At 32.7% G+C, this 13,122-nt stretch carries 10 protein-coding genes and 1 pseudogene; 1 reads left to right on the top strand and 10 read right to left on the bottom strand.

The features are described 5' to 3' along the window. Window positions 1-337: 337 nt before the first annotated feature. From MKY52_RS17815 to MKY52_RS17805, 3 genes and pseudogenes are all read right to left on the bottom strand, one after another. Window positions 338-463: pseudogene (locus tag MKY52_RS17815) on the bottom strand (sporulation initiation factor Spo0A C-terminal domain-containing protein); the annotation flags it as partial. A gap of 308 nt (window positions 464-771) precedes the next feature. After that, window positions 772-2,439 carry an ATP-dependent nuclease gene (locus MKY52_RS17810; RefSeq protein WP_341052600.1) on the bottom strand — a complete coding sequence of 556 codons (1,668 nt, stop codon included), beginning with the start codon at window positions 2,437-2,439 and terminating at the stop codon, window positions 772-774. Between the two features lie 506 nt (window positions 2,440-2,945). Then, the gene (locus MKY52_RS17805) at window positions 2,946-4,382 is read right to left on the bottom strand and encodes an RES family NAD+ phosphorylase (protein ID WP_341052597.1); all 1,437 of its coding nucleotides are present in this window, start codon (window positions 4,380-4,382) and stop codon (window positions 2,946-2,948) included. 512 nt (window positions 4,383-4,894) lie between these two features. Between MKY52_RS17805 and MKY52_RS17800 the strand changes: the two genes are divergently transcribed. Continuing rightward, window positions 4,895-5,506, top strand: coding sequence for a recombinase family protein (locus MKY52_RS17800; RefSeq protein ID WP_341052596.1), 612 nt, complete (start codon window positions 4,895-4,897; stop codon window positions 5,504-5,506). Window positions 5,507-5,879: 373 nt separating this feature from the next. Here the strand turns inward: MKY52_RS17800 and MKY52_RS17795 are convergent, their stop codons facing one another. The 7 genes from MKY52_RS17795 to MKY52_RS17765 all read right to left on the bottom strand — a co-directional run bounded on the left by MKY52_RS17795 (window position 5,880) and on the right by MKY52_RS17765 (window position 12,775). Then, window positions 5,880-6,923, bottom strand: coding sequence for a hypothetical protein (locus MKY52_RS17795; RefSeq protein WP_341052595.1), 1,044 nt, complete (start codon window positions 6,921-6,923; stop codon window positions 5,880-5,882). 96 nt (window positions 6,924-7,019) lie between these two features. Beyond that, window positions 7,020-7,541 carry a hypothetical protein gene (locus MKY52_RS17790; RefSeq protein ID WP_341052594.1) on the bottom strand — a complete coding sequence of 174 codons (522 nt, stop codon included), beginning with the start codon at window positions 7,539-7,541 and terminating at the stop codon, window positions 7,020-7,022. Window positions 7,542-7,606: 65 nt separating this feature from the next. Then, window positions 7,607-8,929, bottom strand: a complete 1,323-nt coding sequence (locus MKY52_RS17785) for a hypothetical protein (RefSeq protein WP_341052593.1) — start codon at window positions 8,927-8,929, stop codon at window positions 7,607-7,609. A gap of 193 nt (window positions 8,930-9,122) precedes the next feature. Beyond that, on the bottom strand, window positions 9,123-9,332 hold the full coding sequence (locus MKY52_RS17780; RefSeq protein WP_341052591.1) for a helix-turn-helix domain-containing protein: 210 nt from the start codon (window positions 9,330-9,332) through the stop codon (window positions 9,123-9,125). A gap of 496 nt (window positions 9,333-9,828) precedes the next feature. After that, window positions 9,829-10,389: a hypothetical protein gene (locus tag MKY52_RS17775; protein WP_341052589.1), complete on the bottom strand. Its 561-nt coding sequence runs from the start codon at window positions 10,387-10,389 to the stop codon at window positions 9,829-9,831. A gap of 8 nt (window positions 10,390-10,397) precedes the next feature. After that, window positions 10,398-10,985 carry a hypothetical protein gene (locus MKY52_RS17770; RefSeq protein WP_341052588.1) on the bottom strand — a complete coding sequence of 196 codons (588 nt, stop codon included), beginning with the start codon at window positions 10,983-10,985 and terminating at the stop codon, window positions 10,398-10,400. Between the two features lie 731 nt (window positions 10,986-11,716). Further along, on the bottom strand, window positions 11,717-12,775 hold the full coding sequence (locus MKY52_RS17765) for a hypothetical protein (protein WP_341052587.1): 1,059 nt from the start codon (window positions 12,773-12,775) through the stop codon (window positions 11,717-11,719). Between the last annotated feature and the right edge of the window lie 347 nt (window positions 12,776-13,122).

The raw sequence follows: 13,122 nt of genomic DNA, 5'->3' as shown, positions 1-13,122 counted from the left end.
TCCTTTTAGATAAAATATTTGTTTTATCAGATGCTAAATTTCCATTAGATAATCTCTATAATCAACTCTATTGAAGAAAGTTAACTGTTCATCTGCTTCTAATTCATTTTGCACAAGATGTTTTATAAGATATTCCCTGCGACGTACAGTACAACATAAAATTATCAATCTGAAATTCAAAAAAAGTCATAAACAAACACTCCTCCATTGGATTTACCAACCCAATAAAGGAGTGAAATTTATACATATACAAAAAGAAGTTTATAGGCAAGATCGTTTCAGCCTAAACACCTACCAGAAACCCACAATCCCTTACCACGCACTGCCCCTAACCCTTTCAACTAACCTTATGCTCAATCCGCAGCTTGTCTGCTACCATGGCAATAAATTCCGAGTTAGTAGGCTTAGATTTGGAGATATTAATGGTGTAGCCGAATAAATGGCTGATGGAGTCGATGTTGCCGCCTAGAGCCGTAAGGGTTTAACGATATCTAAAACCATCTACTTTCCCCATCTCACTAGGTATTTATAGGTTTTATGACCATAATTTATTGGTCTGTGAATATTGTATTATGAGTTAAATAGGAAGACAAGTTCAAAGCCTATAAACTCTAAAAAATTTACAATAAAAAAGCATAAAAAGTAGTTCAGTAGTCAAGACATAGTCGCTACGGATGCAGCGTTTTGAAAAGCGTAACGGCGCATCCATATGATATTATCACGTTTATTATCTATCTAAAAGAGAACGTATCTAGAGAAAGTGATAGGATGTTACTCATCAATAGCCTCTACAGTCGTTGCTACTTGTTCATTTTCAATAAGTGGTAAGAAAAATTCTTCATACATACTTTCGTCTGTTATCTGAACAATGTTCATTTCTACCTTGTCCGATTTTTGAATATCGAATACACCATCAAAAAACGAATATATTCTTTTTTTAACTAGCAAGCCATCTGTCTCATTCATTATTCTGAAAATTGTTTCTGTCTTTTTTCTGTCAGGTATATCTCCAATACCAATTGCCTGCTCAAAGTTCGCGATTGACGCAAAAATTTGGGTATCCTTCATCTTCAATTTATATATATTTTCACAGTTCGTTAGCTGTGCTTTGAGTGTTTTTTTCTGGTATTTTAGGTTATTATCCATATCATGTATGATAAAGTATGGCGCTTTGAACTGGTTCAAAATTTTCATTAATGAGCATATTGTTCCTTTCCCTCTTGCTCTTATAACATGGAGCGATAATCCTCTATCTTTGATGAAATGTTGTAATGCAATGTACTCTGTATCTCCTTCAACTACAACAATATTTTTCGCGAAAAAAAATTCATTTATATATGAATCTACATAGTTAAGTATCTTCATGTTGGCAATATCATTTTCGTCAAAGACAGAATTTGATGATTGATACAATTCAATCGCTTTGTTAGTGCCGATTCTAAAGACTTGAATAGAAGTATGGTTTTCTGATAAGTCAATCAACACAGGTGAATGTGTCGAAATAATTAATGGCATTTTCCTTCCAATTGTATATAAAGAACGGCTTAATGCACGAACTGCTTCTGGATGCAAGAATGCTTCTGGTTCATCAATCAATAGCATTTTATCGTCATTTTCCCCAAGTAGTCCCTGTTCAATCATATTTTGAAAAATGTAGATAAGACTCATCCTCTGTATTCCAGTACCTTGTGTTGACAATGGCATCCCTTGATACTGCTTATTTCCAATTGTAACACTTGAGTTTGTAGACTTTACTATATCTGTTATTGAAAAGCCATTGCTTTCACCACCCGTCACTGCAAGTAGTAAATCCTTGTTTGAAAATAAATTTTGTAAATTTCTCGAAACATTTTCACTAACTGCCCTTAAAGCTACGTCTGTACTACTTTTTAGTTGCGAAAGCAATTTTGGAATAGCTTTTTTAAGTTCTAAATATTCTATTTTGGATTTTGATTCATCTGTTTCATCATTCTCAAGTCTTGTTAACTCGGATGTTATTAACTGTGAATATATCCCTTGTACTTGCTTGTCCACTTCATCAGTTGTCATATAAGGAGTTATGTAATATGGAGAGTTCTCCAATATCTTATCTAGTACGGTCTTTAATGTATGACCTTTCTTTATTTCTTTACCATCTTCGTCAAAAAATTTACCATTGTCATTTGCATATTTCTTAAGGAGAGTTACTTCTTTTTCATCTACTATAAATACAGCTTCTAGCTCAATAACTTTATTCTCGTCTTGATTTGAATAGCATTCTATTGGGATTTTTGTTTTTGCTACGGTAGGAAGGTAAAATTGATTAATTGCTTCAAGAAATGTCGATTTCCCAGTGTTGTTTTTTCCAGTTAGTATAACAATGTCTTTTTCCGAGAAATTAATACTAAATTTTTCATTAAAAATTTTGTAATTTGCCACACTAAACTTCTTTAGCCTCATAAAAACATCCCCCTTATAAGAAAATCCATTTCAAATCATTGTACATTATTTTACAAATTTAGATATAAAAATTATATCTATTTTCAAAGTATTATTCGACTTTTATTATTGACAGACATTTGTACGTCACAAAGTAATATGAACGGACCATTATGTTTTGATTAATCATCGTTCTTATACTATTCTGTTTCACAATCTTCTTATAAAATCTATAGAACGTATTCTTTACCAGTCCTAATTTGTATCAATATAACGACTCAAAATACTGTCGAGTATCTGGCTGTATGTGTACATACATTTTGTTATAACTATACTCACTTTCTGACTGTAAACCATGCCCCATACCCGCTCCAACACAACAAAAAACCACTCATATTGAGTGGCTCCATAGTGTCGAAATCATTCTTTATTTCGCTCTTTAGTTGTCGTACTCATTTCTATAATTGGTTTAACTAATCAATGGATAATCGTTACAAAGCATTTCTGTATCCATCAACTTCGTCCCCTCATCTCACCCCAATGTCACCCATGACTTTCAAATTAAACCATCCCTTTAAATAATCAAAGAAAACATAGTTTAACGCATTATCATCTTGAGTACTGTTGAATATAACTCCTGTTATTCCCTTCATTTTTGCACATTGAGCAATAAATGTTGGTACTAAATATTCCAAGCCAGATGCAGTATTCGCACTAAAGCTACAATATTGCACCAAAGAATTATTTTTATCAGTTAAATCAATTAAATCAACACTTCTTTTCAATTCAAGTTTCATTAAATCGACAATGATATTTCCACCTTTAGAACATTCTTTTATTGCAACATCTTTATTATCACAAGTATACAGTTCGCCATGCCCTAAATAATTATATCTCCCAAGTCCAGAAACTCCATAGGGAGCAGAAAGCATCTCCTCTGAGGAGTATGGTATTTCTCTTTCATTAATATCTCTAAGTCTTGCTCTATATAAAATCTTGTTCTGAATAGTTCGAACTTTGATATTATTTATTTCATGAAATATTTTCCTCCCTACTTCATGTTCAAGACCCAACATAGGATAACTAGCTAAATGATTATAAAATAATAACACTTCATCCTTTGTTATATTATTAAGAAGGTCAATTGAACTAACAGTACTTACCATTGATTTTAAAGATATTTTCTCATTCGTGCTATTCAGAACTAGAAAAGAGTCAAACTTATCCTCTTCTTCCTTCAAATCGCTCTCTATTGTGTACTTAGATGGAGAAATTCCAGATAGAATATTTTTCACATCTTGTTTATTAACCTGCAAGTAAGGAAAAGCCCTTACTACAGTTTCATTTGGTACTATTAAGTTTTTGAATATACTTACATCTGATGTAATTGATGTTACACCTATATTTTTAATTACATCTGATGCTAAACCCCAATTCTTATTTGCATCTGATGTAATTGATGTTACACCTATATTTTTAATTACATCTGATGCTAAACCCCAATTCTTATTTGCATCTGATGTAATTGATGCTACACCTATATTTTTAATTACATCTGATGCTAAACCCCAATTCTTATTTGCATCTGATGTAATTGATGTTACACCTATATTTTTAATTACATCTGATGCTAAACCCCAATTCTTATTTGCATCTGATGTAATTGATGCTACACCTATATTTTTAATTACATCTGATGCTAAACCCCAATTCTTATTTGCATCTGATGTAATTGATGTTACACCTATATTTTTAATTACATCTGATGCTAAACCCCAATTCTTATTTGCATCTGATGTAATTGATGTTACACCTATATTTTTAATTACATCTGATGCTAAACCCCAATTCTTATTTGCATCTGATGTAATTGATGTTACACCTATATTTTTAATTACATCTGATGCTGCTTCTGATTTCAAAGTATAATTCTTTGGAAGTTTTTGTTTATTATCATTTGGCATTTCTATACCTCCAATATATTAAATAATTTATGTATCTCCTTAATTTTCTGTATAACAAAAATAGGAATAACGCCATCTACTTGATGGTAGATTGTTTGTCCCTGATTATATAATTGCAATCACCCATCATATTATACCATATGTTGGAACTATGTACTTTCCCGTATCGATTCTATATCATATCGAGTTTCTGCACATATGTGTTATAACCTTTTAGAAAAAAGACATTCCACCCTCCAACTGTTATCCTGTCCCCTATCTAATACTTAATGTTGTACTCTTATTATCTTGTTAAATAACAAATAAAATATCAAGATAATCTTCGACACCTTAACAATACCTTTTGTCAAAAAGTATAATTTAAGCCACATGTGTCAAAAATGCAATTCACTACGTTTAGAAACGTGTTAATAAATCAATTAAACATTTTGAAACATGTCATAAATCTGTTATATGTTTTGACATACAAATGATATAATATATTCATAAAAAACATGGAAAGGGCGATGGTAATGAGTGATATCAGGCATTTTGGCTATGTGCGAGTATCTAGCAAAGACCAGAATGAAACAAGACAATTAGAAGCAATGAAAGACTTAGGAATACTCCAACGTGACATGTACATAGATAAACAGAGTGGCAAGGATACTAATCGAACTGGATACCAGTCTATGAAGAATAGCCTTAGAAAAGGAGATATTCTATTCATTAAGGAACTTGATAGATTGGGACGCAATGCACAAGATATCAAACGAGAGTGGCAAGAGATAACACAGGAAATAGGCGCTCACATCGTAATACTTGATATGCCCATCCTTGACACTAGACAGTATCAGAATGGATTAGAAAAACTTATCTCAAGTATTGTCCTCGAATTATTGTCGTACATGGCTGAACGAGAGAGAGAGAAGATAAATGGCAGACAAGCGGAGGGTATTGCTACAGCGTTAAGTAAAGGAGTAGTGTTTGGACGTCCCAAACAGGTAATTACAGATGATTTCAAACGTACATATGTAGAATGGAAACAAGAAATGATTACAGCTGTGGAAGCTATGAGAAGGCTTAATATGAAGCCTAATACATTCTATCGTCGAGTTAAAGAGTACGAACAGCAATCAAATTAAACGTCCATAAAGGACGTTCTTTTTTCTGTATCAATCTAAATATTTGTACTTGAAGGCTATTTATCCCCATCGTAGAGGTATTGGTACTCTATCGGCAAATATCAAGAACATATAATATGCCCTTACATTTTCAGCTATTTACCTAATCCTATCTCAATTTGAGATGCATATCATTAACCTTTATTAGCTAAGGAAAATAATATAATAATACGTTCATTGCCGAATCGTATCGTAAATATTCAATAAGAGTCTAGGGAACGGATATGTTATAGCTCATAAAATACTTTTATGACCCCTCTTATCTTATGGTAAGCGTCAAATAGCCTTAATCTTAAATAAAAAGGTTTGAGCTATTTGATGCTTACATAGTTTCTTAGTTCAAATCAATTACGGAGCCTGTAATCTTAACTCCACTAGGAGTTAATGTAATAGAACTAGAACCACATTTAATAGTAACGTTTGTATCAGATTCAACCCTGATTTCTCCACCAACAGCATACATCTTAACAGCGCTGCCTTGAGTCGCGTTAAACTCCAATGCTCTCATATTCCCTAAGTCATTAGTATATTGAAACTGGAACGCATCTGATGTTTTTCGAATATACCCAGTATTACCGCCGATTCCATTACCTTGCCCCCAAATCATTTCTGGATAGCTATAGTCTAAATTTGAATTTTCTTCATTTAAATGTAACATAAACTTTGTTATATCGCTTTGGGATGACGTACCTGTATTTAGCTTTAAGAAGTTATTACGTATATACACATAATCCTGTTTTTCTCCGTTTATTTCTACTGCCTTCAAACTATTTACCATCAAATCAGAAATATATCCATCGGTTTCTTCATCAAGTACGAGTCCACCATCTATACCTGGTTCAATAATCAGTTTTCTCGCGCGAAGCGTTCCATCGTTATGAATCCAAAACCTTTTTTCTCCGTTAACTTTGATAACGATTCCTTCATTTGCATTCAATCTGATTACTTCACCATGTTCTCCGTTAATTGTGATACCTTCAATTGAATCAAATATGATTGCATCGCCTAACTCTGCATCTAGAATTCTAAGTCTTTTTGTAGACAAGTCTTCTGCGAACAGGTTACCTTCAATATCAACGTAGAACACTTTATACCACGATGGGGATTGTACAGAGCCATCATTACGCTCTATTTTAATGCCTTCTGTTGCATTCAACGTTGTTTTGTTCATCATGTTCCCTCTGTTAACCACAACGCCATTCTCAGCGTCTATAACAGTATTGTTATAGTTTCTACCTAACTGTAATGAACTTTTCTCTAAGAAGTCAGCAAGCTTCGCTCTACCACCTTCGTATGCCTTGAAGAAATCTTCCCACTTAGTATGAAAGATAAGCCTAGTACTGTGTAGGTCATTGACGATATGGGTTGTGGCATTCATATTAGCAAACACTGGATTCATATAAATAGTTAAAGAACTGTACGTTGAATCTAATTCATTCCCTGCGGAAACAAGTTGCGCTCTATCTGTATCAAGTCAAAGATAGGATGAATTCCTGTCATTATAAATAGTCGTTATGTACCAATCCAGCTGTTCTTTAAGAGTTGTGTATTGTTTCGTGATACTTTTATATTGGTTGGCTAATGTTATCTTTTCCGTTGAAACAATAACGTCATCAAGAATGATAGAGTCAAGAGCACTAAAGTCAATGTTTAATGCGTCTGCATCTAACAATACATTTCCTTGTTTCGTCTCAATTCTCAATCTCTTAGCTACTAAGTCCTCGGCAATGAGCGTTCCATCTTCATATGAAGAATTACCGATTGATGCGTATACTTTATTGACCCACTTATTTCTTTCCCACTTTTGCAATGCCAAGCCATTCGTTGCATTCAATACTGAGCGATACTTACCATCACTACGCAAAGCAATGAATCCATATTGACCAATAACAACATTATTGTAGTATTGACCCATATTAAGTCCTGAATAGAATTGTGCATCTTCAATTTTGTTACGAAGGTTCATCTCTTCATCATAGTAATTCTTAAACTTCAAGATAAACTCTGCTCTATCTGGAATTTCGCTTGTTTGGTCAGTCATCGGAGAATTGATGTTAATGTTTAATGGGTCTGGTGACACAACTTCAATGTACTGAGAAATATAATCAATGCGAAATATGCTTGTGTTAATGGTGTTGTTGAGTACAAATCAATTGTACTTGGGGTCTTAGAAAAGAATTGTGCTTCCATATCAAACACATCATCGCACTGAGAACGTTTATACTCTTCTGCCTGTTCAAGCGTTCTGTGATATCCAGAATTAATCTTGTACAGTTCTGTAATGATTTGCATCTTTTCCATTGATGTGAGTTTATTATCCATTACAATAGTGTCAAAGTCGCCAATATCGAAATAGCTATTTTCAGCATCTAATATCGTATCTCCAATATTATTGACAATCTTAATATTTTGAGCAACAAGCCCTTTGGCATAAATGGTTCCATCTTTAGGGTCTGCCCACAAGACTTTTTCCCATCCATCAGGACGCTTCACTATATCTGTGGTAGCCTTGTCAATTAAAAAGCCCTCTAACTGGTCTACTTTGACTCTGGTGACATCGTTAAATGACCAAAGACCAAATGTATCAGGTTCTTCGTGGACGAGTCCTAGCTTCATTACAAGCCTTCCATTACGGTCAAAGATTTCACCCTTGGAGCCTTGAAACTTCAACACGCCTTCTTCATCTTCGAGAGCAAGATTTACACCTATGAAGACTTTCCCATAGATTCTTTCTCCTACAATCATCTGTGTCTTAAATTGATTCGAAATAACTTCTATAGTAAGAATTTTCAAATCTGTCTTCTCTTCAATTTCATGTGTTAGATACTCACTTACTTTATTTTCATCTAACCTATATACAGATAATGTCCCACCAATACCTTCATATGAAATACTACCAAATACCGACTTATACAATTTAGAAATAGTCATCCTTTTGAGCAGGTTTTCATAGGCTAAACTGTGAGATTCTAAGGTTTTCATCCCTGCTGTCAACACATTTACAGCGCCAACAGGAATATCTGTAAAACAAACAATTTCAAAATTATTATAAGGAGATATCTGATATACGAATGTCTTACCTTCTTTAAATTCACAAAGCAAAATGTCTATTTTCTCTCCATCGTAACTTGCTTTCAATAAATTTTTAATAACATTAGCATTTTTGACCTCTTGTTTTAGGAATTCTTCAACTAAATTATAACAATAGTCTAGATTCCCAGAACAAAATAACACCATATTATTGATTTGATATAGCTTAGTTGCTTTTTCATCTATCCTATATAATTGTCCATCTAGCATTGCGGATGTTGCTGAATCCGAACCTATAAAAATATTATCATTAGTCTGTACAATAGTTGCGTTACTGATAATATTCACTCCCATTCAAATTGTATCTAAATCGTATTTGGCTTTATTAAAAGAAAGCCTACGAGCATGTAATCTACTCATAGGCTTCTGTTCATGCTCTCTCCACTTAACTAAGCTTATAACTTCGCTAGCAGATACAAGAAAAACCCTTGTTCATTTCGAAAAATATTGAACAAGGGTAAGAAATATTCTCTATTTAGTGACTTCTTCAAAGCCTATCCCTTTTTACATTAGAAGGACTAATAATAAACTCACGATATTTCTTTTCCTTTTCTTTATGAAGATTGACAATCTCATTCTCATACATAGATAACATAGGCACTGAAACACCAACTATTACAGAAAGGTCTTTTAATTTAATCTTCTGTTGTTTGCGTAGTATCTGATAACCCTGTCTTATACTCATATTAAATTCCATCTCTATTCCTCCTCAAATTACCTTCTTAACTATTTAAGTGATTCCAGCTTAAATAGTTAATCGATTTTGGCAGAGAAGAACATGCGATATACGGCATATCATACATTTTAGAAAATCAAACCATCGATGGCTATGGAAATGATTTTCTATGAGTTGCTAAGTTTCTTAAGTCCATACATCTATTTAGAAAGAATTTAGTAAAATAAAAACAGCTTTCGTATCGTAAATATCCAAATAAGGGGTTCAGCGCGTATGTGTGCATCTGTTCACTTTATATCTAAACGAAATACCAACTGTAAACCACGCTCCCACCCGCCTTAACATAAAAAACCACTCATATCGAGTGGTTAGTCCTTATATATTACATCTGCAGTTTTTTGCATAACTTTATTACTCATATCAATTGTAGCTGATATTATCCATCATAAGTACATTATATAAATAAGAAGCTCACACTTCCACAAAAAAAGAGCCCATTTCTTGGACTCTAATTTTATTAAGATATTTTGTGATGAAGTGAATCTTCATAACTGCCCAATCTTATACCATCATTAATTTTTTTAAGTAAATTACCTATTGTTTTTTTTATGAAAGTAAACAATTGATAACTAAGAGGTAGATTAGGCTTGCCCTTATTTATGGGTTTGGTTTTATTTTTAATGACGGGTAATTTTACATTAACTTCTTCTAATCTCACACCATTTTCACTTAAAATTTTAATTAGTTTTTTCCTATCTGTTTTTTTAGTTTCAGATAATAGCTCTTTAGTTACTCTTAATTTAACTTTTATATCTATTTTCATATCCGCATAACTAATAATTGTTCTTGGCAAATCTGTTATAGGAAGGAATAACAATTTTATTGAATGTTTGTTTTTTTCATTTTTGAGTTTTCTATATAATACATAGTGTATGTAGCATATCTCGATTGGAAAAGTAAGTGTTGCCCGAATGGCATCAGACCAATTCATACCTAAGCTAATAAATCTTAGCGTTATTGCTACAATTAGCGAAGATATCAATACGATAATTGCTATTCTAATATCCACAGCAGTCACACCCTTTCCTATCCTTTTTGCTGCTCTAAATCGACCAATATCTTTGATTTAAAACGTTGACTTCGTTTTTCAAATGACTGTTCATCTTTATATTTTTGATAATTCGTTTCAATTGACTTTTCAACATCTTCTTGTGCATTTAAATAAAACATTTCTCGACTATTAAAAGTGAAAATAAAATCAAAAATAGTTATCACCATACTTAGATAAGAAAGGATTTTTATAAAAATTACTGGTATATATAATCCACCGAATAACGTAATGCTGGCTAATAATTCGTTGTTAGAATAACCTAAAGTTATTGTGCCCATATAACCAACAATGCAAACTGAAAACAGGGTTAAATGCAAAAAGAATCCAGACCATCGAAAGAAGTTCGTATAACCACTATATGAGTCCATACCCAAATAATATTCCAATAACAATGGTAATGTAAAAAGCATCAGAGTATTGAGAACTACTGTATCACTAATACTACTTGTGGTATAAAGACCATCTAAACCAAATACTACTAAAAGTGCTACAACAACAACTCTAATAGACAAGTACTTTTGTCTCTTTGCCAAATTCTTTCTAATATCGTCTATACTTTTCATGAGTCACCACTCGTTTTTTGTTAGGTAAATTATACCATAATAACAACCTTGACTACAATATCATACTTTGTTACTAATTAGCAATGCTTTTATGGTTAATAAGTATCACTATTAATTTAATTATTCCTAGAATTATTAGTCTATGTATACTAACTATTTTTTCATGATATTTTTTCCATAACACTTATTCAGTTCTTTTATCATTTAAAGAACACAAATTGGATATCTATAGTCAATACCTTCATAATCTGCTGTGTAGAGATTGGATTAACTCATAATAAGCAATCGCGTTCTTATTATTTATTACTAGTCTTAATGGTATCTCTTCGTTACCTTTTACAAGTTACTGGATAAATTCGTAAGTGCATTCCCCCCACAAATAATTAACATTCTAACTCTAAAGCACGCCCACCCGCTCCAACATAAAAAACCACTCATATTGAGAGTGGCGAGTCCTTATATAGCCGTTCATACCCCTTATCTGAAACAGACCAAAAATCGTTCGGATTTTATCCCTCACTGCAACAAAAATCATCAGAAATCCTAGAGAACCTCTAATGTGTTACAGTCCATTGCCCAACTAATCAGAGACGTTCAGAAGCCTAGTAGCTGTAGTTGAACACTATTTATCCTTTTCGTAGATGTATCGGTACAATATCGGTTGTTCTCAAGAATAGAAAATTACTTTTTATAGTTACAGGCATTCACTAACTGTTCCAATATATTCATCACTAATCATTTCCTAATAAGTAACTATAATCTCTATTGTTCTTTGTTGATGACTGCTGAGTTCGTCTATATGTTTCTTCATAAGTATCATCAGATTCACATCCATTCATTCCCATCATCTCATCACTAAGTTTTGAATAAAACTTCACAACCTGCATCTCTGACTCTTCTTTTTTTAATTTTTCATTTGCTCTCTTTAGTAGTTTATCCATACGTGGCTTTCCAGATGCATTTTTAGATATAGCATCAATGCGTTTTTTAGCCTGTTTCTTTATCAAATCACACGTTGTAGTTATATATACATACATATCGTTTTCGTCTAAAAATTCGTCTGAGAACCATTTATGTAGACGAGTCTCCGTTGATTCACTTGAAGATTTCATTAACTTCAATACAGTATTTTCTTTTTTTTCAAAAATAGGTTCTTGTTCAATCGATTTTCTATAGTACTTGTTTGTTTCTTGACGTATATCTCCGCTTGAAGTTGTGAAGTAATCCCCTCTATGTTTCTTAATAAGACCTTTATTATTACAATCAGAAATAATATTTACCGCCGTCTGATGGCATACATCTAGAACACATTCCCACTCTGAATATGCAATACTGTAACTTATCTTAGAACGCCATTCAACATATGTTAATACTTTCAGTTCAATGACAGAATTTGTAGAGTAGAACATATCGTCAGTTACCGCAGTGAAACCTTTATATTTTGAGCCACCACTTTCAACTGCTTCTGTATATATAGGGTGTTCGGTATTAGGAAAAAAAATATCTAGCATCGTATTATATTTAAGTTTATCATCTTTAAAATCTAGATTTATATAGTTCTTGGAATGTAATCCAAGAAGGGCGACTTTAATTCTATTCTTCCCCCTCGGTAGATTGTTTTCATCTAGCATTATAATTGAGTTGAGTAACTCTATGTTGAGATGGGCAAGGTTTGGATTCCTTGCACTAACTAAAGTTCCAATATGATAAAATACCAGATATTCATCATTGGTGGTAAAATACTCTGTTTCATGTGCAAACATTCTATTAGGTATTGCTACGTAACTCATAAATGATATCGCCCCTTATTAGCGCACTATCATCCTCCAGCATTATGTTTTCAATTCATGTTATGTATGGTTTGTTTTTATGTTTTATTCTTTTTATGGTATCTACTGTCTAGATGATGTATGTGTGCATACATGATTTTGATAATCTAACTAAATAAATGTATGGATTAATACATCATTTAAGTCAACTATGTATGTATCCGTACATAATTTTGGTAAGTGCATGCCCCACCTTTTCTATTTCCTCCTTTCCATGTATCAATATATCAAAGATATCAGAAAAACCTGAACCCGCAAACGTCAGCTTGAAAAAACTTTTAATCATTTCTAAATTTCAATAGTGATAA

Origin of the sequence: Paenibacillus sp. FSL P4-0184, from assembly GCF_038004625.1 — a bacterium.
Classification (GTDB): domain Bacteria; phylum Bacillota; class Bacilli; order Paenibacillales; family Paenibacillaceae; genus Paenibacillus_AQ.
The sequence above is the reverse complement of the archived record's forward strand: the minus strand, read 5'-3'. Positions and strand labels throughout refer to the sequence as shown.